Source organism: Nocardiopsis sp. iso_40, assembly GCF_056173285.1.
The window spans coordinates 2,945,992-2,968,356 of the sequence record NZ_CM149666.1; the positions used below are offsets into that span (position 1 = coordinate 2,945,992).

Sequence of the window (22,365 nt, forward strand, 5' to 3'; positions counted from 1 at the left end):
CATTTTAGGGGCGCGTGTGGTGAGGGGCAACACACGACCCTGCAGCGGGGGTCACCAACCCGGCGGTCAGGGCGCTGTTGGCGACACCCGCCGCTGCCACCATCAGCACCGGAAACGCCCTCGGCCACCAGCCGCGGCCGGGGTACTAAGCTTCTCTCCATGGATGCGAGCCCCCCGCAGAACCCGCGACCCGGCCCGAACCGACAGAAACCCTTCTCCTTCGGTGACACTGTTTTCACGGGATTGGTCATGTGCATTCCCGTGGGGATTTTCACCGTGCCGATCGGCCTGGAGATGGAGAACTGGTGGCTGATCATCCTCACGCCCCCGGCGCTGATCGCCCTGGTAGCACTGATCACGCTGGTGAACAGGGCGATCGGGGGTAACCGGACCATTCTCCGCGGCCTGCGGGCCCTCACCGTGGCCCTGGGCATCGCGGTCGGGGCCTTCCTCGTCTGGTTCGGTGTGTCCTTTTTCCTGAACGTGGACGTCTGCGATCCTCAGACCTCCCGCTGCGTGCTGATCATCGACGGGGTGATGAGCGGCGAGAGCACGGAGTCGGTCGGCAGCCAACTCTTCGGCGCCTTCGTGCTCTCCCTCGGGGCTATCATCCCGGGGCTCCTTCTCATCGGTTTCTGCGTCCGGGCGGTCGTGCAGACCCTGAGGCACAAACCCGCGAAGGACTGAACCCCCTCCTCGTGCCTCCACGCCCGGGGCAAGCCCTTGACGGGACCGCTGGGACGATCCGGAGCCGTGGGCCGGTGCAGCACGCCGACGTGCGGGCGGCGCACCGGGCCGACGCGTGATCGTCCGGCCCGCGGCGGGGCGGCCGGGAACGGACCTCGGAAAAAGCTTCGCGAAACGGCATCCGGCCGTGGAACAATCGCACCCGTCCACGACGGGTACGGGTGACGAGAGAAGCTCCCATGACAACCTCGGACCCCGGTCCGCAGCCTGAGGAGAAGAGGACGGGAGGACTACGCCTCCTCCTGACGAACGCGCCCTTCCGCGCCCTGTTCACCTCCCGGACCGTGTCGTACACGGGTGAGGCGGTCAGCCTGGTCGCGCTCATGCTGTTCGTCGCCGACTCGACCGGCCAGGCGATCGCGGTGTCCCTCCTGCTCCTGGTCGGGGACTTCGTCCCGGCCCTGCTCGGGCCGATCACCGGCGCGGTCAGCGATCGCTTCGACCTCAAGCGGGTGATGATCGCCTGCGAGGCGGTCCAGGGGGCCGCGCTGCTGCTGATCGCCCTGTCGATGCCGCCGCTCCCGCTGCTGCTGGTACTGGTGGCCGCACGGGCGGCGGCCGGTCAGGTGTTCATGCCGGCCTCCCGTGCGGCGGTGCCCGCACTGGTGCGCGGACGCGACCTGGAGGCGGCCAACTCCAGCATCGGGTTCGGCACCAACGGGGCCGAGGCCGTCGGTCCGCTGCTGGCCGCCGCGCTGTTCCCGTTCCTGGGGATCCAGGGCGTGCTGTTCGGCGCGGCGGCGGCCTACGGGTTCTCCGCGCTCCTCCTGCTCAGGGTGCGGCCGCTGCCCCCGGTCCGGGAGGAGCACGGGTCCACCTCGCTGCTGACCGATGCCAGGGAGGGGCTGGGCTACATCTGGTCGGTCTCGCCGGTCCGGGTGATCGCACTGGGATTCTGCGTCGTGGTCGCCTTCAACGGGATCGACGACGTGGCGCTGGTGCTGCTGGCCAAGGACACCTTCGGTGCGGGGGACTCGGCCGTGGGCCTGCTGCTGGGCGCGGTCGGCATCGGCCTGGTGGCCGGCTACGCGCTGCTCGCGCGCCACGGCATGCGCGGATCGATGCTCGCCCTGCTGCTCCTCGGGTTCGCCGTGAGCAGCCTGGGCAACCTGCTGACGGGTCTGGCCTGGGCGGTCGCCGCGGCCTTCACCCTGCAGGCCGTGCGGGGCATCGGTATCGCGGCGATGGACGTGGCGACCAACACGCTGCTCCAGCGCATGGTTCCGGCCGGGATGCTCGGCCGGGTCTTCGGCAACCTGTACGGCGCTGTCGGGGTGGCCGCCGGACTGTCCTACGTGGCCGGTGGTCTGCTGCTCGACGCCACCTCCGCCCCCGTCGCCCTCGTGGCCGCGGGTGCGGGCGGGCTCCTCGCCACTGTCGCGGTGGCTCTGACCCTGCCCCGCGCACTGCGCCGCGGCGGCGTGTCCGCCGACGGGGACCGCCCCACCGACGGGGACCGCCCCACCGACGGGGACCACCCCGACGACGGGGACGGTCCCGGCGGCGGGGAGGACCGTGGCACCGGCCCGGCCGCCCCCGGACCCCGCCCGCGCGGAACGGGGAAGGAACCGCCCCTCCGGCCCGGCGACGGTGAGTAGGGGCCTGACCGGTGTCGCCGGGCGGGATTCAGACCCGGACGAGGACCTTCAGCGCCTCACGTTCGTTCATCGCCCGGTAGCCCTCGGGGACCCCCTCCAGGCCGACGGTGCGGTCGAAGACCCGGCCCGGCTGCACCCGGCCCGACAGCACGTCGGGCAGCAGCTCATCGATGTAGGCCCGAACCGGTGCCGGTCCACCGGTCAGGGTGACGTTCTTGCCGAACATCGGCACGAACCCGATCGGTCCCTGCTCGTACTGCGGCACGCCCACCCGGCTGACCACGCCTCCGGCGCGGACCACACCCATGGCGGTCTCGTAGGCGTCCAGGTGGCCCACCGCCTCCAGCACCGTGCGGGTCCCCTCGCCCCGGGTCAGCTCGCGAACCCGCTCGACACCCTCCCGGCCGCGCTCGGGCACCACGTCGGTGGCGCCGAAGTCGCGCCCCAGGTCGGTGCGGTCGGTGTGGCGGCCCATCAGGATGATCCGCTCGGCGCCCAGGCGCCTGGCCGAGAGCACGGCCAGGAGGCCCACCGCGCCGTCGCCGATCACCGTGGTGGTCGTTCCGGGCCTGATCCCGGCGCTGACGGCGGCGTGGTGGCCGGTGCAGTAGACGTCGGCCAGGGTCAGCAGGGAGGGAAGCAGCTCGGAGTCCTCGCCCACGGGCAGCCGCACCAGGGTGCCCTGGGCCTGGGGCACCCTCAGGGCCTCGGCCTGGGCCGCACCGAAGATCCCGCCGCGCGGGCAGGAGGTGTGCAGACCCTCCCGGCAGAGGTCGCAGGTGTTGTCCGCGAAGGCGAACGGGGCCACCACCAGATCGCCTGCCCTCAGCCCGGTTACCTCGGAGCCGGTTTCCTCGACCACGCCGATGAACTCGTGCCCCATCTGCTGCCCCTGTCCACAGGCGGGCATGGCGCGGTAGGCGTGTAGGTCGCTACCGCACACACAGGAGCGCACCACACGTACCAAAGCGTCGGTGGGCTCCTCCAGTTTCGGGTCCGGCACGTCCTCCAAGCGGACGTCGCCAGCCCCGTACATCAACGCAGCGCGCATTGTTCCTTCCCCGTGGGTCGTCGGTGGTTCCGTCCCCGGCCGTCGCCGCCGCACGCAGGAGACCTCGGTGCTCACTGTCAGGGAAGACAGGGCATCAGGGAGGACAGGGCGCCAACGCAGCCGGGGAATGGGGGGTCGGGTACCGGGCGATGCCGGTGCCCCCAGGTGATCGTGGCAGCTCACAGCCCTGAAGGGGTGGAACTTCGCCGCCGGATCCGCGAGTCTCTGTACTCCCGGTGGAGCTGGGCCGCTCCGTGACGGGTGTGCCCTCCCGTTTCGGTGGAAAGGTCGGCTTCAGGGCTGAGGGTGGGATCAACGTGTCAGCCGTAGACTCAGCCGGGGAAGCACTCCTGGAAGAGTGTCTGATTTGTCTGTTTTTCGAGAAGTTGCAAAAACGGCCCCTTGCCGCCGGTAAGTTGCCAGGTAAAAGAGTCTGCTCCCCGCGCACGCGGGGATGGTCCCCGGAACATCACTGGACCGGAGATGACCAAGGTCTGCTCCCCGCGCACGCGGGGATGGTCCCGAGCGCCCTCTCGGGGGGTGGGGTTCCATCCCCTGCTCCCCGCGCACGCGGGGATGGTCCCGGTTCTGACGCTAACCCGTGGAATTCCTGGTGGCTGCTCCCCGCGCACGCGGGGATGGTCCCAACGTCACCGCGTCCAGCGGCTACTCGGGTGGCTGCTCCCCGCGCACGCGGGGATGGTCCCGTCGGGGTGGGGGACCCCGTCATCATCACCGGCTGCTCCCCGCGCACGCGGGGATGGTCCCCTGGTCGCTGCCCCGCTGTCGCTGCCCGCCCCCTGCTCCCCGCGCACGCGGGGATGGTCCCACCGGGATGTTGTTGACGAACGCGGTGCCGGTCTGCTCCCCGCGCACGCGGGGATGGTCCCCCTTCGACCCGGCCCGCGTCCTCGCCGCGAGGCTGCTCCCCGCGCACGCGGGGATGGTCCCCACGGCCAGGTGTTCCAGGCCGACACCGTCCACTGCTCCCCGCGCACGCGGGGATGGTCCGTGGATGGCCTACGGATACTGGCGTCCCGCTCCCTGCTCCCCGCGCACGCGGGGATGCCCTACACCGCTGCCTTCCTGTCGTCGGGTTGTGCCAGACTCTCCCGCGTATTGGGGTGAAAAGACCCCCAACCATCACGGGAAGAGGGTTCGGTGACCGCGCGGATCGAACGGCACAGGGTGAGCGAGAAGGCTCTGGGGAAAGCCACCGAGGGCTTCTTCGACGAGCTCAGTCTCCAGGTTCGGGGCCAGCAGGAAACGGGACGCGACGGGTTCGGCTGGGAGATGATCTCCCGGGACCTGTGCGACTACGCCGGTGCGCGTTCGGTGGCCGTTCCGGAGACCGACGCCGACATCCGCGCCGCCCTGTACTCCGCCGCCGAGGCACGGATCGGCGGGCTCAAGCTGGACGGGGCGCCCAGCTCCGCGGAGTTCTCCGTCCACCTCACCTACACGGGGACCGGAGTCTCCTACCGGGACCACGACGAGGAACTGGGGGACGAGCCCCGGAGTCAGCACCGAGTCCCCCTCGGGGACTGGGCCGAGGCCCTCTACCTGTGTGTCGTCGCCGATCTCCACGACAGCAACGAGGGCGCCCTCGTCCAGTTCGCCTCCGCCTTCGGCGAGAACGACGTACTGCACCGCGCGCTCGCCTTCTACGTCTTCCCCGAGCTGGGCGCCGAACGGGATCAGCTCGTGCGCTACGTGGAGTCCGCGCTCGAACCCTTCTTCGCCTCCCTCGGCAAGGCGCCCGGGGACAAGCACCCTGGTCTCGGCTCGGTCGACTCCGACCTTCTGCTCCTGCACGCCCTGCTCACCCGCAACGAGGAGGCGTTCTGGATGACCATGGCCGCCCGCCTGTCATGGTTCCGGGACACCCTGGGCGATTCCTCCCCCAGATCCCTGCTGCCGGTGGCCGAACTCGCCTTCGCGGCCCTGGCGGTGCGGGTCGAGGGCTGGGAGATGCCGTTCGAGTCCGACTACCTGCCCGGGCGGCTGGTCGAGGGGGAGAGCCGTCGCAGCGGCCCACGGGTCGGCCCGTACGGAACCGACAAGGACCCCGAGGCGCTCCGGGCACTGCCCGAGGGGCCCTTGGCCGTCGAGCGCCCCACGGAGAACTTCTCCGGGGGACGTGAGACCGATGCTCTGTTCGAGTACGCGGATCGGAAGCTCGACACGATCTGGCGGCCCGAGATCATCCCGACGGAACTGCCCTCAGCGTTGCAGCGCGCTGCCTGGAGTGAACTCCTCTGTTTCCGGCTCTGCTCGGTAATCGACCCGCACGCCCGGCACCCGCGCCAGCTCGCCGCCCTCACCCACGCCTCGCAGTACACCGCGGCGGTCTTCGCCAGTGTCACCGGGGAGCCGGGGGAGACGGTCGACGTGACCATCGGCCGGACCACGGCGCCCCTGCGCTGTGTCGCACCGACGAGGAGCGTGTCCGAGGGTGCGCGCAGGATCGCGATCGAGTACGCCCTGCTCTCGGGTTCGCTGGAGCGCCTGGACACCCTGGTCGCCTACCCCCAGGACGCCTTCCTCCGTAAGGACGAGGGACAGGGCTTCGCGGTCTTTCCCCGCTACAACACCGCGTTCCTGGCCTACCTGAAGGCGGAGCGGGCACGCGGCTGGCGGCGTTGGTCGCAGGACGAGACCCGCCCGTCGAACGGGGCGGTGCGCGCCGCGATGGACGACGCCGTCGCCGCGCTCGCCGGGTACCACATGCCCGGCTTCCCGCCCCCGCCGGTGCTGCTGCTCTCCCAACTGGTGGCGGGGGACCGGGAGGGGTTCAGCCTGGCGCTGGCCGACGCACTGGACCAGCACCGGGAGGCGTACAGCATCGGTGACCGTGCCGAGGACTCCGACTCCCTGGCCAACCCGCACCTCCTGGCCCTGGCCTGCCTCGCCCGCGCCCAGGGCTGGCAGGTCGGGGTGGAGAGCGGTTACCTGCCCGAGGGCGTGCTCGACCGGGCAGCCGAGATGTTCGGCTGAGGCCCCTCCTGCGTCAGATGAGGCCCCTTCTGTGCCCGCCCCTAGAAGGACACGAGGAGGGGGCGGCGGCCGGTCTCCCGGCCACCGCCCCTCCTGCTCGCCGGGTGCTCAGTGCACGGCGGGAGCGCTCTGTTCCTGGGAGTCCTCCCCGGGTGCGGACCTGCGGACGAGGAAGGACGCGAAGAAGGCCAGCGTCGTGATGGCGGCGCCCAGCATGAAGGCGACGTGGATCCCGCCCGCCTCGGCGGCGACGGCGTCCGCGCCCTCGCCCAGCTGTCCGGCGGCGACCGCGGACATGACCGCGATGAACGTGGCGGTGCCCGCGGCGCCCGCCACCTGCTGGACGGTGCCGACCACGGCGCTGCCGTAGGAGTACAGCTCAGGGCGCAGGGATCCAAGCGCGCCGGTGAGCAGCGGCGTGAACATGAAGCCCAGGCCGACGCTCAGCACCATGTGCGCGGCGACCACGTAACCGATCGGGGTGTCGACGCCGAAGGACGTCATGCCCCACATCACCAGGGTGACCACGGCCGCTCCCGGGGTGACCAGGGGGCGGGGGCCGAACCGGTCGTACAGGCGGCCGACGAACGGTGCCAGCAGACCCATCACCAGGCCGCCGGGAAGCAGGGTGAGCCCGGTGACGAGCGTGTCGTAACCGAGGACGTTCTGCATGTAGAGCGGCAGCAGGATGATCGTGCCGAACAGCGCCATGAAGCTGGCCATGACGAGGGCGATCGAGACCGAGAACTGGCGGGACAGGAACACGCGGAGGTCGAGCAGGGCCCGGTCCTCGCGCTGCAGCCTGAGCTGGCGCCACACGAACAGCCCCAGCGCGACCGCGCCCACGACGATCGCCGTCCACGGCGGGACGGCGGCGTCCGGGTCGGCCGCCTCGCCCAGGCTGGAGAAGCCGTAGACCAGGCCGCCGAAGGCGAAGGCCGACACGATGACGGAGAGTACGTCGATCCGGGCGGCCCGCGGTTCGGTGACGTTGCGGATGAAGGCCGCGCCCAGACCCAGGCCCAGGAGGGCGATCGGCAGCACCAGGCCGAACATCCAGCGCCAGTCCAGCACGCTCAGGATGAACCCGGACAGGGTCGGGCCGACGGCCGGAGCCACCGCCATGACGATGGAGATGTTGCCCATCACGCGGCCCCGGCGGTCGGCCGGGACCAGGTTCAGCACGGTCGTCATGAGCAGCGGCATCATGATCGCGGTGCCGCCTGCCTGAACGATGCGGCCCAGGAGCAGGAAGGTGAAGCTCGGTGCCAGGAAACAGATGAGGGTGCCGAGGCTGAACAGGCTCATCGCGGTGATGAACACCTGGCGCAGGTGGAACCGCTGGAGCAGGAAACCGGTCACCGGGATGACCACGGCCATCACGAGCATGAAGGCCGAGGTCAGCCACTGTCCGGTGGAGACCGGGATGCCCAGGTCGCGGCTGAGCGCGGGCAGGGCCACGCCCATGATCGTCTCGTTCAGGATGACGACGAAGGCCGAGACCAGTAGAAGCGGGATGACCAGGCGGGTGGCTTTCTGGTCCGCGCCACCGCTTTCCGCGGCCTCTTCGTCGTGTGTTGCGTCGGGTTGCCTGGTCACGTACTTCCTTGCGCGCTAGAGACGGGTTGGGACAGGGGCGGGCCGGGAGCGGGGGCTGCCGGAAGGGTCCGGTTCCGGTCCCGACGGGGGGTCAACCCCGCCGCCCACGGCAGTATTCCGGTCCGATCGGGGAGAGGAACAGGGATTTTTCGCTCAGGACGGCCCCGGAGTTCAGCCTAAGTGACGGGACGTCCCGTCTCGCCCCCCTTTCCGGTGCTTCGGAGCCCTGCCTGTGCCCTTCGACACACCGGGAGCGGGGGTCGCGCGATCCGTCACCAACTCCTCCGCCGGGTCTCCGGGAACTGCGGGCCGCCGCCCCCGGTCCTCCGGTGAGTCCCCGGCCGATGGGCCCGGGCCGCTCACCGGCCGCGAACGAGAGGTCCTGCGCGCCGCGGCCGCCGGGCCTGGTCCGCGGTGGGGCGACACGGCAGGATGGCCCCATGGACTTCTCCGACCCCCTGCCGAGCAGCACCAGCGAGGACGAGGGCGCCCCCGTGGCCCGGGTGGCCCTGCTGCCGGTGGGCAGCCTGGAACAGCACGGCCCGCACCTGCCGCTGACCACGGACACCGTCATCGCCTCCACCCTGGCCCGGGCCCTGGCCGACGCCCACCCCGGGCTGCGGGTCCTGCCCCCGATCGCCTTCGGCTGCTCCCACGAGCACGAGGCCTGGCCCGGCACGGTCAGCGTCTCGGCGCCCACCCTGTACGCGATGGCCTCCGACATCGCCGGGTCCCTGCGCAGGGCGGGCACCCCGAAGCTGGTCCTGGTCAACGGGCACGGCGGCAACCACGTTCTGGCCAACCTGGTGCAGGCCTCCGGCGGGGACATGGCCCTCTTCCCCGGCCCGCACGACTGGGAGGCGGCCCGGAAGGCGGCACGGATGAGCACCTGGAACGACCGCGACATGCACGCCGGTGAACTGGAGACCTCCGTGCTGCTGCACGTACGGCCCGACCTGGTCCGCCCCGGCTACGAGGAGGCCGACCACCTCGCGGACCGGCGCGACCACATGCTCACCGCCGGTCTGGCCCGCTACACCCGTTCCGGTGTCGTCGGCCAGCCCTCACGCGCCACCGCGGCCGAAGGCCGTGATCTGCTGGCCCACCTGGTCGAGGCCTTCGCTGGGTACCTGCGCGTGCTCGACCCGAAACAGCCGCCACACCAGGACCAGCGCACCGGGCAGGGCGGCGACCAGGGTCAGGACCCCGTAGACCACCGACGCGGTCAGACCCGCCGCTGAACCCAGCCCGGCCACCCCGAAGGCCAGCGCCGTCACCGCCTCACGCGGCCCCCACCCGCCAACGTTCATGGGAACGCTCATCGCGACCAGAGCCAACACCAGCAGCGGGACCAGTGCGAACACGGGCGCGGTGATGCCCGCCGTCCGGGCCGCCACCAGGAACAGGGTCACGTGCCCGGCCAGGGCGGCCACCGACAGCACCAGCACCCCCGGGCCGGTCGCGCCCGTGCACAGACCGGCCCGGGTGTCCGCCACCGTCGCAGCCAGCGCCCGCCACCAGCGCGAACGGCGCCGTCGCCCCACCACCCAGCCGACTCCCACCGCCCCGGCCACCACGGTCAGCACCCCCACGGAGGCGGCGACCGCGAGCAGCCCCGGTCCCAGCAGGGCGGCGGGCAGGGCGAACAACAGCACCGTGCACGTCGCGGCGAGCACCACCTGCCCGGCCACCCGCTCCAGCACCACGGCGCGCACACCCCGGGCCAGGTCACCCGCGTAACGTCCGTGGCTCACCGCCCGGTGCACGTCGCCGAGTACCCCGGCGGGCAGGACGGCGTTCAGCAGGACCGCACGGTAGTAGTCACCCACGGCCCGCCCCCAGGGCAGGCGCAGCCCCAGCCCGCGCGCCACCAGTACCCAGCGGGAGGCGCACAGCACGGTGGTGGCCAGACCGATCACCAGGGCCGCCGCCAGGGCCCCGGCGTCGACCGCGCCGAAGGCGTCGGTGAAGGCCCCCAGCGGGTACCACCACAGCACCCCGGCCAGGATCGCCGTCCCGGCCAGCGACCGCAGCCACGCCGAGCGACGCGATGCCGTGCGACTCATGGCCGTCCCGCGTCCCCGTCGGGCAGCGCCAGGAGGTCGGTGTGGTGTACGAGGGCGCCCAGTTCACCGCGCTCGCACTCGCCGAACCGGCGTTCCGGGTAACCGCCGGGGACCGCGGCCGGGTCCTGTTCACGGGCGGCCCCGACCCACCCCCGCAACCACGCCAGGGCCAGCGGCACGCTCTCCGGGCACAGCCGCCACGGGCTCGGAAAGGTCAGCACCCGGTAGCCCAGTTCTTCGAACAACGCGACGGCGGTCTCCGCCGCGTCCGGTCCCAGTCGGCCCCCGCGGCGCTGGTGCCCGTTGAACGCCCCGCTGACCGCGGCGTCGGCCGGATCGCCCGGGAACAGTTCCACCCGCCCCGACACGGACAGGGTGAACAGGGCCGCGCAACCCGCCCCGGCCACCGCCCGGGCCACCGACACGAGTTCCTCGCGGGTGAGCAGGTCCAACAGGGCGGAGCCGGTCACCAGGTCGGTCCCGGCCAGATCCGGCGCGGTGACCGAACCCAGGTCCCGCAGGCACATCCGTGCGGTCACCGGCGCCCCGTCCGCCGAACGCGCGGGCAGGTGCGCCCCGGCCAGCGACAGCAGGGCGGAGTCGATGTCGTACAGGACCCACCGCTGGGCGCCCGACAGTTTCGGGGCCAGCCAGCGCCCCTGGGATCCGGTGCCGCACCCCAGGTCGGCGATCCGGACCGGCACCGCGCCCGGGCCCGTGCCCCGGTCCGCCAGGTGGACCCGGAGCGGGTCCAGCGCAGCGGTGGCCCGGGCGTCGTCGTCGGCGGCCTCCCGCAGGGACAGCCAGGCCGGATCGAACGCCGGGGGCGGGTTCTCGGAAACTGGACTCAACGGGACTCCTCCCGGTGGCGTGCGGCCGCCGAGGGGTGGCCGCCTCCTTCCAGAGTGCCAGCTCGACCGGGCCCGGGCGGGCCGAACGCGCAAGCTTTTGCCCGGTTCTGTCACCGCTCGGCCGGTCCGCTGCCGTACGCCCTTCCGGTGCCGGTCCGCCGGGGCCCTCCCGGGGGCAGGCTCCGGTCAGACCGGAGCCCCGCGCTCCTGGGGCTCCTCGGGCCCGTCCGTGCCGGTCGGCTCCGGCCGGTCCTGCTGTTCCCCGCCGTCCTTCGCCCGGACCAGGTCGAGGGTGTCGCGCAGTTGGACCCGGGGCAAAAAGCACACCACCACCAGGCCGACCACGGCGATCCCGGTGGCGACCAGGAAGATGTCGCCGGTCGCCGAACCGTAGGCGCCCTCCACGATGTGGCGCAGGAACGGGGGCATGCCCGCCAGGTCCAGGGTGCTGCTGTCGCCCCCTCCCGCGGGGACGTCGGCCCCCGAGGCCGCCAGGCCGTCGGAGATGTTGGTGCTGACCCGGTTGGCCAGAATCGCGCCGAGCACGGACACCCCGACGGTGCCGCCCAGGGAGCGGAAGAACGCGACCGCTCCACTGGCCGCGCCGAGTTCGCGCAGCGGCACCGAGTTCTGCACGACCAGCACCAGGTTCTGCATCGACATGCCCACTCCCACGCCGACGCCGAGCATGCCCAGGGACACCACGAGCAGCGAGGTCGTCTCGTCGATGGTGGACAGCAGCAGGAAACCGAGGGTCAGTGAGACCAGGCCGGTGATGACGTAGGGCTTGACCCGGCCCGAGCGGGAGACCAACAGGCCGGAGACGGTCGAGGAGGCCATCATGCCGAGCATCAGCGGGGTGGTCAGCAGCCCGGCCTCGGTCGGCGAGTAGCCCCGGGCCAGTTGGAAGTACTGGCCCAGGAAGACGGCGCCGCCGAACATCGCCATGCCGACCGCCGCGCTGGCCACGATCGCGATCGCGGTCTCCCGGCGGACGACCAGGCGCAGCGGGATGACCGGCTCGGAGACCCGGTTCTCCACCCACACGGCCAGGGCCAGCAGGAGGAGGCCGCCGGCGACCATGGCTGCGGACCGCCAGGAGATCCAGTCGAAGCTGCCGCCGACGAAGGTCACCCACAGCAGCAGCGTGCTGACGCCGGCGGCGATGAGTGTGGCGCCGAGGTAGTCGATGCGCACGTCCCTGCGGCGCTCCTCCACCAGGTTCAGGGTGCGGGTGAGGACGACCAGCGCGACCAGCATGAACGGTACGCCGATGAAGAAGCACCAGCGCCAGCCCAGCCAGGAGATGTCGGTGAGCGCGCCGCCGACGAGTGGGCCGCCGACGGTGGCCACGGCCATGATGGCGCCGATGAGCCCGTTGAAGCGGCCGCGTTCCCTGGGGCTGACCAGGGCCGCGATGGTCGCCTGGACCAGGACCTGGGAGGCGCCCATGCCCAGTCCCTGTACCGCGCGGGCGGCGATGAGCTGTCCGGTGGTCTGCGCGAAACCGCACAGCAGGGAGGCGGCGATGAACAGGACGATCGAGACCTGGAGCAGTCGCTTCTTGGGGAACAGGTCGGCGAGTTTGCCCCAGATCGGGGTGGAGGCCGTGGACGCCAGCAGGGTCGCGGTCACCACCCAGGTGTACTGGGACTGGGTCCCCTGCAGGGAACCGACGATCTGGGGCAGGGCGACCGAGACGATCGTGCCGCTGAGCATCGTCACGCCCAGGACGATCAGCAACCCGCTCAGGCTGCGCATGATCTGTGGGCGTCCGGTGCCCGGAGACTGAGGAGTACTCAAGGGCTGACCTCTGGAGAAGAGAACTTGCAGACGGAGAAAGAGTGCTGGGGGAGCAAAAATACAGAGTAAGCATTTTTGCACTCAATGCACGTTATCACCGCGGGTGAGACAGGAGCGAGACATGCGGGGGAGAAGACCGCCACATTCGCGGGACCGGGGCCGGGCCCGTGATCACAGGCCGAGCGCCCGGGCCATCGCCCGGGCCGCGTCCGGCCAGCCCGCCAGCTCCTGGCGGCGCAACCGGGTCGCCTCCCGCAGCTCCTTTCGCAGCCCCGGATCGGTCACCCACCGCCGCAGCGCCCGGCCCAACGCGTCCGCGTCCCCGGGCGGCACCAGCAGCCCCGGCACCCGCCCGTCCGAAGCGCGCCCCAGAGCCTCGGGCACACCTCCCACCCCGGCGGCCACCACCGGCACGCCGCGGGCCAGAGCCTCGGTGACGACCATCCCGTAGGTCTCCGCACGCGAGGCCAACACCAACAGGTCCGCCGAGTCGTACACACCGGCCAGCTCCGCGCCGACCACCGAGCCGGTGAACCGCACCCGATCCTCGATCCCCGGACGCGGAGGAGGGGTGCCCGGCCCCGCGCACACGCACTCCCAGGGCAGGCCGCGCAGCCCGGCCAGGGCTTCGAACAGCAGGTCGTGACCCTTGCGCGGGGTCAACGAGGCCACACAGACCAGACGGCCGCCCGCCGCGTCCCCGCTCCCGCGCGCCAACGGCGCCGGATCCACCCCCGGCACCACCACCCCCACCCCGGCCAGGCCGTGGTGCGCGGCCAACCGCCGTGCCGCCCACCCGCTGGTGGCCACCACCCGCACACCGCACCGCAGCACCTCCCGCTCCCGGGCGTCCAGCTCCCGGGCGGTCTCCGGCGCCAGACCGGTCTCGTCGGCCAACGGCAGGTGCACCAGCACCGCCAGGCGCAGCCGCGCCGCGTGCGGGACCACGGCCTCGGGCGCCCCGCACGCCACCAGACCGTCCACCAGCACCCGCGCCCCGTCGGGCTGCCCGGCCAGCACCGAGGCGAGCCCGTCGAGCTCCTCCCGGGCGGGGCGCGGCCACCCGCCCGCCACCGCCGCCGTCCGCACCGGCCACCCCAGCGCGGTCATCGCCCGCGCGATCCGCCGGTCGTAGGTGTGGCCGCCGCTGGGCGCGCTCGCCTCGGGGACGACGAAAAGTACCGTCACCGTTCCTCCTGGAGGATGCCCCGGTCTTCAGGCCCGGGAGGAATCCGGGACAGCCCGCCTGCGCTCTGCTGTTTTGCCTTACACATGCCCCTCCTTGGTGCATGCTTTGTTGTATGCGGACGGCGTACAAGTGCCGGGCCTACCCGGACCCCGAACAAGCGGCCCAGTTGGGCCGCACGTTCGGATGCGTGCGCCTGGTGTGGAACAAGACCCTCGCTGAGCGCCACACGGCATACCACCAGCGCGGCGAGAAAACCTCGTACAAGCAGACCGACCAGGCGCTGACCGGGTGGAAGCGCGGCCAAGACCTGGCGTTCCTGGCCGATGTGTCCTCGGTCCCGCTCCAGCAGGCCCTGCGGCACCAGCACACCGCGTTCGCGAACTTCTTCGCCAAACGCGCCAAGTACCCCCGGTTCAAGAGCAGGACCGGTCGCCAGTCGGCGCACTACACCCGCAGCGCGTTCCGCATCCGCAACGGGCAGGTGTTCCTGGCCAAGCAGCCCCGGCCCTTGGCGGTGGCGTGGTCCTGGCCGCAGGTGGATCTCACAGCGCTGAACCCGACCATGGTGGTCCTCTCCCGTGAGCCGGACGACCGCTACTACGCGACCTTCGCTGTACAGGCGGCTGATCCCGAGCGCGCACCCGAGTGCAACTCCGAGGTCGGTATCGACCTGGGGGTCAAGGACTTCGCCACCTTGTCCACCGGGGAGAAGATTCCCAACCCCCGGCACCTGGAGCGTAAGGCGAAGAATCTGGCCCGGTACCAGCGGCGGATGGCCCGCACACAGCGCGGTTCCAACAACCGCCGCAAGGCCAAGCGCAAGGTCGCGGCCGCGCACCGCAAGGTCCGCCACGCCCGGCAAGATTTCCTGCACAAGGTCTCCACACGCCTCGTGCGCGAGTGTGAGGTGATCGCGATCGAGGACCTCAACGTGCGGGGTATGACCGCTTCCGCACGCGGCACCGTGGATGAGCCCGGCAGGCAGGTCCGGCAGAAGGCTGGGCTCAACCGTTCGGTGCTCGATGCCGCCCTTGGGGAGTTCCGCCGTCAGGTGGAGTACAAGGCCGCACGGTACGGCCGCACCCTGGTCGTGGTCGATCGGTGGTTTCCCAGCAGCAAGACGTGCTCGCACTGCGGGCACCTGCTCGCCAAACTTTCCCTGGGCACGAGGCACTGGACGTGTCCTGCCTGCCGCACCCGACACGATCGGGACATCAACGCGGCCAAGAACATCCTTGCGGCTGGTCGAGTCGCAGCCCGAGAAGCAGTCTCGGGTGATGCCTGGGGAGCTGGTGTGAGTCGGCAAGGGTCCTCCCTTCCGCAGTCGGCGACGAAGCAGGAAACCGGGCCCGTGAGGGCCGGGCCTTAGGGCCCATGCGCGCGCGAGCGCGTATCGGAATCCCCGTCCCTTCAGGGAGGGGAGGAAGTCAAAGCTCCCGTTCGTAGGAGGCCCAGGCCACGTGCGACTCGTGCAGCGTCACCGTGACCGAGGCCAACCCGTCGGCGTGCGGCCCCAGCGCCCCCGCCGAGATCCGCTCCGCCAGCCGGTCGGCGACCACCTTGGCCAGGAACTCGGTTGAGGTGTTCACCCCCGCGAACTCGGGTACCTCGTCCAGGTTGCGGTAGTTGAGCGCGGCCACGACCCCGCCCAGCTCCCGGGTGGCGGCACCGATGTCCACCACGATGTTGTCGGGGTCCAGCTCCGGGCGGCGCAGCGTCGCGTCCACCACGAACGTCGCCCCGTGCAGGGCCTGGGCGGGGCCGAAGACCTCGCCCCGGAAACTGTGCGCGACCATCAGGTGGTCCCGGACGGTGACACTGAACAAGAGGGCTCCCAGCAGGGTGTCGCGGTCAGGTGTCGTAGGTGATCCGGTGGCAGAGCGCGGACAGCGTGCCCTCGGACAGTCGCGGTAGTACCCGCGGCAGCTCCTCGAAACCGCTCTCCCCGGTGACCAGGGCGTCGAAGGCTGGGTCGCCGAGCAACCGCAGCGCCAGCCGTAGCCGCTCGGCGTGGTCGTAGCGGGAACGGCGGGCCGGTGAGATCATGCCGACCTGGCTGGCCCGCACCGCCAGCCGGTGCGAGTGGAAGTCCTCGCCCAACGGCAGGATCACCTGCCGGTCCCCGTACCAGCTCAGCTCCACGACCTCGCCCTCGGCGTGCAGCAGCCCCAGCGAACGGACCAGCCCCGCCTCGGTCGCGCTGGTGTGGAAGACCAGGTCGCGGTCGTCCTCGGCCTTCTCGGGGAGGGCGAAGTCCACCCCCAGCCGTGCGGCGACCTCCGCCCGGTCCGGGTCGACGTCCACCAACTGGACCCGAGCACCCGGTACCCGGGACACCAGACGGGCCACACAGCACCCCACCATCCCCGCGCCGACCACCGTCACCCGGTCACCCACCAGCGGAGCCGCGTCCCACAGCGCGTTGACCGCGGTCTCCACCGTGCCCGCCAGCACCGCCCGGCCCGCCGGCACGTCCTCGGGCACCACCGACACCGCCGAGGCGGGGACCACGAAGCGGGTCTGGTGCGGGTACAGTGTGAACACCGTCCGCCCCACCAGCTCCTGCGGCCCCTCCTCGACCACACCGACGTTCAGGTAGCCGTACTTGAGCGGACCGGGGAAGTCGCCCTCCTGGAAGGGCGCCCGCATCACCCCGTACTGGTTCGGCGGCACCCCGCCGCCGAACACCAGCGTCTCCGTGCCCCGGCTGATCCCCGAGTACAGGCTCCGCACCACCACCTCGCCGGGTCCGGGGTCGGGCAGGGCGGCCTCCCGCACCTCGCCCACACCGGGGGAACTCACCCAGAACGCTCGTGCCGTCCGCTGCATACTCACCTCTCCCGGCGGGCGCCCGTTCGAGGGGAACGCGCCCGCCACAGTCCCGATACGTCACGTCCGAACGACCACACCAGGGCGGCCAGCGCACCCGCCACCCCCGCCACGGCGACCGGCGCGGGCAGCAGCCCCGAGGCGGCCGCCGTCAACACGATCCCCTGCGCGGCCGCCACCGCCTTCCTGGCCCGGCTCGGCGGCAACGGCCCCCGCAACCACGGCGCCGCCCACGCGGCGGCCCCGAACAGGTACCGCAGCACCCCGATCACCAGCACCCAGGGCCCCAGGGACCAGGAAACGTACACGCTCAGCACCAGGATGAGGAACGCGTCGGCCTCCATGTCGAAGCGCGCCCCGAAGTCCGACTCCGTGCGCGTCCCCCGGGCCACCAGCCCGTCCACCCCGTCCAGGACCAGGGCCAGCACCGCCACCGGCACCAGGACCCCCACCGGGCCGCCGTCGGCCGCCAACACCGTCACCGCGCCGATCAGCCCGACCCGGACCAGGGTCACCAGGTCCCCCGGGCCGGGCGGCCAGTGCCGGTACCGGCGGACGGCCGTCACCAGCAGCACGGTCACCACCAGGGCGTACAACGCCCCCGCGACCCACCCCCGGGCGCTCAGCCAGGAGGTCGGATCAGCCACCCGCGGCCCCCGGCCCGCCGTCCAGGTGCGGCAGGTCGTGGCCGAGCCGGTCCCGTTTGGCGGTCAGGTACCGGATGTTGTCCACGTGCGCGGCCACCAGCAACGGCACCCGTTCGGCCACCTTCAGCCCGTACTCCTCCAGCGCCCGCGCCTTCTCCGGGTTGTTGGACAGCAACCGCACCGAACGCACCCCCCGGTACCGCAGCACCCGCGCGGCCGGCCCGTAGTCGCGCACGTCCACCGGCAGCCCCAGTTCCTTCGCCGAGTCCACGGTGTCCAGCCCCCGCTCGTCCTGGAGCGTCTGCGTGCGCACCTTGTCCACGAGCCCGATCCCGCGCCCCTCGTGGCCGCGCAGGTACACCAGCACCCCGCGGCCCTCGGCCAGGATCACGTCCAGGGCGGCCTCCAGCTGGTCGCCGCACTCGCAGCGCAGCGCGCCGAAGACGTCACCGGTCACACACTCGGAGTGCACCCGGACCAGGACCCGCTCGCCGTCCCCGACCTCACCCAGGACCAGGGCCAGATGCTCCCGGCCGTCGACCGGGTCCCGGAAGGCCACACAGCGGAACGTCCCCCGGCGCACCACCAGGTCGGACTCGGCGACCGCGCCGTCGTCCAGTGCGTGTTCTGACATCTGTCTCCTCCCACCGCCGACGGCGGTATGTCCGGGTGTCTCCCCAAACGGCCGCTGCCCTACTCGGGCAGGTCGACCCGGATCTCCCCGCCCAGCGCGAACCCGCCCTCCAGCTCCAGCGAGTCCCCGCTCCAGAACCGCCCCGGGTCGTAGTAGCCGGGGCGCCTCCCCGGAGGCAGCAGCCCCATCTCCTCGTAGGTCAGCGCGATGACCTCCGCGCAGTAGGCGGTCTCCAGCCGGTCCGCGCGGGCCCGCCGCCGGGACGGCATCCGGCCCAGAGCCCACCGGCCGGCGAGCTGCGCGGTGGACGGGAACGGGGTGCCGTTCAACCGGGCCACCATCCGCAGCGCGGCGTCCTCCATCCCACGGTCGGCCAGCGGATCGAGCTGGCGCAGCCAGCCCTTCTGCCCGTACCGGCGACCCCACACCAGGACGGCGTCCCGGAGGTCGTGCAACTGCACCCCGCGCTGGTGGGTTCCGGTCCACATGTCCACCAGGGACCGGCCCAGTTCCGCGTGCCACATCAGCGGAGGGAGGTCGTCGACCACGATGGACATACCGACGTGGTTGACCGGGCTGTTGGTGGTGAGCTGGATGGCCCGGTCCGGCACGCTCGTGCCGCGGAACACCCACACGTCACCCGTTCTGGTCAGGTCGACCGCCTCGTCAAGGGCCATACTCATGTCTGCCACAGGCCCTAGCCTAGGAGCATGAAGTGGTGGAAAGCCTTGGGAGCGGCCGCCTTCGTGGGCGTGGCGGCCAGCGGAGTGGCGATCGCGCGGGCCGAACGGCAGCGCCGTGCCTACACCCCGGAGCAGGTCAGGGAGCGTCTCCACGCCCGGGCCGCCGAGGTCGGCCGGGCGGAGGAGGGGCAGGTCGGCACCGGGACCGCCGGGGACACGGTTGCCGGAGCCGCCGCCGGCCGCGGGTCGCGCGGCCCGGGGGACAGGGTCCGCTCAGGGCTGGCGGCGGTGCGGGCCAGTCCGCCGGTGGCCACAATCGGCCGCCTGCTGCGGCGGGTCCGCGGCAGCGGGGGCGGAAACCGCTGACCGGGCGCCCCCGGCTCAGCCCTGGACGTAGGACAGCAGGGTGCGTTCGACCTCGGGGGCGGGGCCCACGTCCAGCGGCGGCTCGCCCCTGTCACGGTCCCAGGCCAGCACGTCGGCGGCGGTGGTGAGCAGCGGGGTCGAGGGCAGGCCGGCCTCGCGCGCCCTGCCGAAGTCGCGCTGGAAGGACTGTTCCGACACCCGGTCGGGACGCACCAGCGGAAACGCGGCCATCATCGTCTCCGGCGGGACGAGGACGAGCTCGACCTCGCTGCCGGCCGCCTGCGCGCAGACACGGACCATCTCGGACAGGGTGAGGGGCTCGGCGGGCCCCATGGCGTTGAACGCTCCGCCGCGGTCGTCGGCCAGCAGCCGGGACACCAACCGGGCCAGGTCGCGCACGTCCAGGACCTGCACCGGCTGGCCGGGGTCGCCGGGTAGGACGACCTTGCCGCCCCGCGCGGTCCGCCGCACCCAGTAGGTGAACTGGTTGACGTTGTCGTGCGGGCCGGCGAGCATCCCGGGCCGCACGATCGTGGTGCGCTCCCCGTAACGGGAGGTCACCTCCTGTTCGCAGGCCGCCTTCAACGGGCCGTAGGTGTCCCGACCGACCTCCTCGGTGGTCCACTCGGCCGCCCTGAGCGGGGCCGTCTCGTCCGCCCCCGGGCCGACCCCGGCCGCGTAGACGGCGTTGCTGGAGACGAACAGGTACCGGCCGACGCGGTCACCGAGCGCGTCGGCTGCCTGCCGTACGTGCCGGGGCACGAACCCGCTGACGTCCACGACCGCGTCCCACGAACCCTCGGAGAGGGCGGTGTAGTCGCCCTCGTCCCGGTCCCCCAGGAGCCGTTCCGCCTGTGCGAAGAGTTCCGGTCCGGTCCTGCCCCGGTTGAAGAGGGTGACCTCGTGTCCCTCCCGCAGCGCGTCGTCAACGATGGCCCGACCGACGAAAGAGGTACCGCCCAACACCAGAATCCGCATGGGGACAGACCCTAGCGTGCTGTCCCGGGATCGCTGGTCAGCGCCCTCACCTCGGTGCGTTAGCCCGAGGTGGGGGCGGCCAGCGGGGGTCCCGGATCGGGAGGTTCCCGCGGATCGCGGTCGGGGGACGCTCAGAGGGGCTTGGTGAGGAAGCCGACCTGCTCCAGCAGACGGATGTGGTCGGTGCCCAGGGTCTCCAGGAAGGCGAGCACGTCACGGTGCGGGACCCGGTGCAGCGGGGCGCTGGTGCGCAGCAGGCCGACCCGGGACACGCCCTCGCCGCCGCCCAGCCGCGATGACGGGGTGGCGGGCGGATCGACCCGGTACAGGCGCCAGGCGCTGCCCCTCGGGGCTGAGGCCAGCAGCATCATCGGCCGCTTCCACACGATGAGCGCCCACCCCTTGGGGCCCTCGGCGTGGACGTAGACGGTGTCGACGTGCTTCTCCAGCAGTTCGGCGACCTGGGCGACGACCGGGATCGGGTTGGTGAAGCCGCCGTACACGCGGTGCATGCCGGCGTCGTACTCCAGGCTCCAGCCGGACGCCTCCAGGTCGGCGGCCACCTGGGACAGGTAGTCGTCCTCCTCGGCGGACGGGACGGGGTTCTCGGGCTCGGGTGAAACGGTGGTCGGGAGGATCAGGCCCAGCTCCAGGTTCGTTCTCTCGTTGGCGGTACGGGTGAGTGCGTTCGGATTGGCACCGCAGGTGAGTGCGGAGCGCCGGTCGTGCACGGTCCATTCGATGAGACCGCCGTGTTCGGGAAAGCCCTCGGCGACGGGGCGGACGGTGGCCTCGATCCCCGCCGCGGCCAGGGAGTCGGCGGCCGCGTCCCGGTCCTGCACCGGCCACGAACCGGGGACGCCCAGAACCACGCGGTCAGGGGAGAGCCGGTCCGTCAGGGCGTGCAGCGCCCGCGCGTGGTCGCCGCGCAGCGGCGCGTGCAGGGTGAGTTCGGCCACGGGACCCTCGGGAAGGTGGCTGACCAGCGGGGCGTCCAGGTTGTGCACCACGCGCGCCTCGGTCTCCACCGGGGCGGTCAGCAGCAGGTCCTCCAGACGGTCGGCGACCTCGGCCAACCGCTGGGCCGTGGCGGCGGGCAGCGCGACCGCGCCCGGGCAGCCCCGAAGCCACACCCCCAGTTCGGCCAGCGCCCACGGAACCCCCTCGGGGCCGCCGCGCAGCACCGTCCAGGCGCGGTCCCGGGTGCCGGGCGCCCCGCTGCCGAAGGCGGCCGCGACGTACTCGTCCCCCACCAGCAGGGCCAGTTCGGGGAGGAGGTCGTGGCAGGTCCGGGCGATCAGGGCGTAGACGCGGTCCGGCCGCCGGACCCCGGCGGGGTCCTCGCCCTCGGCCGCCGTGCCCAGGACCGTGACCGCCGCGCCGAGCCCCAGGGCGGCCGGGACGATGCCCTCCTCCAGGGCGGGGAGATCGATCTCCGTACCGACCAGGAGGAACTCGCGGAGCGGAGCCCCGTCGGTACGGGAGGTCCACTCGTGCAACAGGGCAAGCGGGGAGATGGACACAGACGACCTCTGTTCTCACACTGGGGACGTCCACGAGCATAGTCGAGACCGCCGCGTCAAGCCCCGGCGGGACCGATCCGTGCGTGACCCAACCCCCGTGGCGGACCCCCGGAGACAGGTGCGACGATGTGAGGGCGATGACCGAGAGCGAACAGTGCCGACCGCTGCGCGCCGGGGTGTTCACCCTGGTGTGCGCGAGCCTGTCCGCGATCGGGCACGCCGTCAGCTCGGGGCACGACGTGCCCCTCGTCGGCCTCCTGCTGGGAACGGCCGCCGTCTTCGCCATGGCGTGGGCGGCGTCGAGCCGTCGGCAGAGCCCCTGGATGCTCACCGCGTGGATGCTCTGGGGGCAGCTCGCCCTGCACGTGACCTTCGCCTACACCCAGGAGGCGGGTTCGGGGCACGACGGCCACGGCGGGACGGTCCTGGCACAGGAGGCCATGCCCGCGTGGGCGATGATCGTGATGCACCTCGTGATGGCCCTGGTCAGCGCGTGGTGGCTGCACGTGGGTGAGAACGCCCTCTTCGCTTTCCTGCGCTTCATGGCGCTCTCCCTGATCCCGCTGCTGCTGGTGGTCGGCGCGGTTCCGGCCGCCCGCGAAACGGCGCGCCCCAGGTTCGCCGCCACCGACGAACACTCCCGGTCGCGTCCGCCCTACCTGCGCCACTCCCGGGTCCTGCGCGGGCCGCCGCCGGTTCTGGCCGCCTGACCCACACCAGCCAGAACACCCCGTGGTACCCGGTTGCCCGGACGGGCGCGCGCCGCGCGGACCCGTCCCGCGCCGCCCCGTTCCCGAGCGGCCC

General features: G+C 72.2%; 19 protein-coding genes and 1 pseudogene. 7 read left to right on the top strand and 13 right to left on the bottom strand.

Going from position 1 to position 22,365, the window contains the following annotated elements; all coding sequences use genetic code 11:
- Positions 1-249 precede the first annotated feature (249 nt).
- Complete coding sequence (locus tag AC0VYD_RS12795; protein ID WP_475480091.1) at positions 250-687, top strand: hypothetical protein; 438 nt, start codon at positions 250-252, stop codon at positions 685-687.
- A 239-nt stretch (positions 688-926) separates the two neighbouring features.
- The gene (locus AC0VYD_RS12800) at positions 927-2,345 is read left to right on the top strand and encodes an MFS transporter (RefSeq protein WP_475480092.1); all 1,419 of its coding nucleotides are present in this window, start codon (positions 927-929) and stop codon (positions 2,343-2,345) included.
- Positions 2,346-2,373: 28 nt separating this feature from the next.
- Here the strand turns inward: AC0VYD_RS12800 and AC0VYD_RS12805 are convergent, their stop codons facing one another.
- Positions 2,374-3,396: an alcohol dehydrogenase catalytic domain-containing protein gene (locus tag AC0VYD_RS12805; RefSeq protein ID WP_475480093.1), complete on the bottom strand. Its 1,023-nt coding sequence runs from the start codon at positions 3,394-3,396 to the stop codon at positions 2,374-2,376.
- Between the two features lie 1,161 nt (positions 3,397-4,557).
- Here AC0VYD_RS12805 and AC0VYD_RS12810 point away from each other — a divergent pair.
- A complete protein-coding gene (locus AC0VYD_RS12810) occupies positions 4,558-6,393 on the top strand; it encodes an immunity 49 family protein (RefSeq protein ID WP_475480094.1) in 1,836 nt (611 codons plus the stop codon).
- Between the two features lie 108 nt (positions 6,394-6,501).
- On the opposite strand, the gene AC0VYD_RS12815 is transcribed toward AC0VYD_RS12810, so the two are convergent.
- Positions 6,502-7,992 carry an MDR family MFS transporter gene (locus AC0VYD_RS12815; protein WP_475480095.1) on the bottom strand — a complete coding sequence of 497 codons (1,491 nt, stop codon included), beginning with the start codon at positions 7,990-7,992 and terminating at the stop codon, positions 6,502-6,504.
- Between the two features lie 440 nt (positions 7,993-8,432).
- Here AC0VYD_RS12815 and AC0VYD_RS12820 point away from each other — a divergent pair, with 440 nt between their 5' ends.
- Positions 8,433-9,233, top strand: coding sequence for a creatininase family protein (locus AC0VYD_RS12820; protein ID WP_475480096.1), 801 nt, complete (start codon positions 8,433-8,435; stop codon positions 9,231-9,233).
- Here AC0VYD_RS12820 and AC0VYD_RS12825 read toward each other — a convergent pair.
- The 4 genes and pseudogenes from AC0VYD_RS12825 to AC0VYD_RS12840 all read right to left on the bottom strand — a co-directional run.
- Positions 9,231-10,058, bottom strand: a pseudogene (locus AC0VYD_RS12825) (lysylphosphatidylglycerol synthase transmembrane domain-containing protein); the annotation flags it as partial. The gene AC0VYD_RS12820 and the pseudogene AC0VYD_RS12825 overlap by 3 nt on opposite strands.
- A complete protein-coding gene (locus AC0VYD_RS12830) occupies positions 10,055-10,909 on the bottom strand; it encodes a class I SAM-dependent methyltransferase (RefSeq protein WP_475480097.1) in 855 nt (284 codons plus the stop codon). The gene AC0VYD_RS12830 and the pseudogene AC0VYD_RS12825, both read right to left, overlap by 4 nt.
- A gap of 186 nt (positions 10,910-11,095) precedes the next feature.
- Positions 11,096-12,670 carry an MDR family MFS transporter gene (locus AC0VYD_RS12835; RefSeq protein WP_475480254.1) on the bottom strand — a complete coding sequence of 525 codons (1,575 nt, stop codon included), beginning with the start codon at positions 12,668-12,670 and terminating at the stop codon, positions 11,096-11,098.
- Between the two features lie 213 nt (positions 12,671-12,883).
- On the bottom strand, positions 12,884-13,900 hold the full coding sequence (locus tag AC0VYD_RS12840; RefSeq protein WP_475480098.1) for a glycosyltransferase family 4 protein: 1,017 nt from the start codon (positions 13,898-13,900) through the stop codon (positions 12,884-12,886).
- A gap of 113 nt (positions 13,901-14,013) precedes the next feature.
- On the opposite strand from AC0VYD_RS12840, the gene AC0VYD_RS12845 reads away from it, so the two are divergent.
- On the top strand, positions 14,014-15,270 hold the full coding sequence (locus tag AC0VYD_RS12845; protein WP_475480099.1) for an RNA-guided endonuclease InsQ/TnpB family protein: 1,257 nt from the start codon (positions 14,014-14,016) through the stop codon (positions 15,268-15,270).
- Positions 15,271-15,328: 58 nt separating this feature from the next.
- Here AC0VYD_RS12845 and AC0VYD_RS12850 read toward each other — a convergent pair whose 3' ends face one another.
- From AC0VYD_RS12850 to AC0VYD_RS12870, 5 genes are read right to left on the bottom strand one after another with little or no spacing between them, the layout of a single operon-like run.
- On the bottom strand, positions 15,329-15,727 hold the full coding sequence (locus AC0VYD_RS12850; protein ID WP_191270155.1) for a 6-pyruvoyl trahydropterin synthase family protein: 399 nt from the start codon (positions 15,725-15,727) through the stop codon (positions 15,329-15,331).
- A gap of 25 nt (positions 15,728-15,752) precedes the next feature.
- Entirely contained in the window at positions 15,753-16,730 is a 978-nt protein-coding gene (locus AC0VYD_RS12855; protein ID WP_475480100.1) for a zinc-dependent alcohol dehydrogenase, read from the bottom strand.
- A 2-nt stretch (positions 16,731-16,732) separates the two neighbouring features.
- Positions 16,733-17,377, bottom strand: a complete 645-nt coding sequence (locus tag AC0VYD_RS12860; protein WP_475480101.1) for a CDP-alcohol phosphatidyltransferase family protein — start codon at positions 17,375-17,377, stop codon at positions 16,733-16,735.
- Entirely contained in the window at positions 17,370-18,011 is a 642-nt protein-coding gene (gene ribA, locus AC0VYD_RS12865; protein ID WP_475480102.1) for a GTP cyclohydrolase II, read from the bottom strand. The genes AC0VYD_RS12860 and ribA overlap by 8 nt, the downstream gene beginning before the upstream one ends.
- Positions 18,012-18,070: 59 nt before the next feature.
- Complete coding sequence (locus tag AC0VYD_RS12870; RefSeq protein ID WP_475480255.1) at positions 18,071-18,688, bottom strand: hypothetical protein; 618 nt, start codon at positions 18,686-18,688, stop codon at positions 18,071-18,073.
- 33 nt (positions 18,689-18,721) lie between these two features.
- On the opposite strand from AC0VYD_RS12870, the gene AC0VYD_RS12875 reads away from it, so the two are divergent.
- Positions 18,722-19,060: a hypothetical protein gene (locus tag AC0VYD_RS12875; RefSeq protein ID WP_475480103.1), complete on the top strand. Its 339-nt coding sequence runs from the start codon at positions 18,722-18,724 to the stop codon at positions 19,058-19,060.
- 15 nt (positions 19,061-19,075) lie between these two features.
- Here AC0VYD_RS12875 and AC0VYD_RS12880 read toward each other — a convergent pair whose 3' ends face one another.
- A complete protein-coding gene (locus AC0VYD_RS12880; protein WP_475480104.1) occupies positions 19,076-20,038 on the bottom strand; it encodes an NAD-dependent epimerase/dehydratase family protein in 963 nt (320 codons plus the stop codon).
- 131 nt (positions 20,039-20,169) lie between these two features.
- Entirely contained in the window at positions 20,170-21,561 is a 1,392-nt protein-coding gene (locus AC0VYD_RS12885; RefSeq protein WP_475480105.1) for a hypothetical protein, read from the bottom strand.
- Positions 21,562-21,698: 137 nt separating this feature from the next.
- Here AC0VYD_RS12885 and AC0VYD_RS12890 point away from each other — a divergent pair, with 137 nt between their 5' ends.
- The gene (locus AC0VYD_RS12890; RefSeq protein ID WP_475480106.1) at positions 21,699-22,271 is read left to right on the top strand and encodes a hypothetical protein; all 573 of its coding nucleotides are present in this window, start codon (positions 21,699-21,701) and stop codon (positions 22,269-22,271) included.
- Positions 22,272-22,365: the final 94 nt, after the last annotated feature.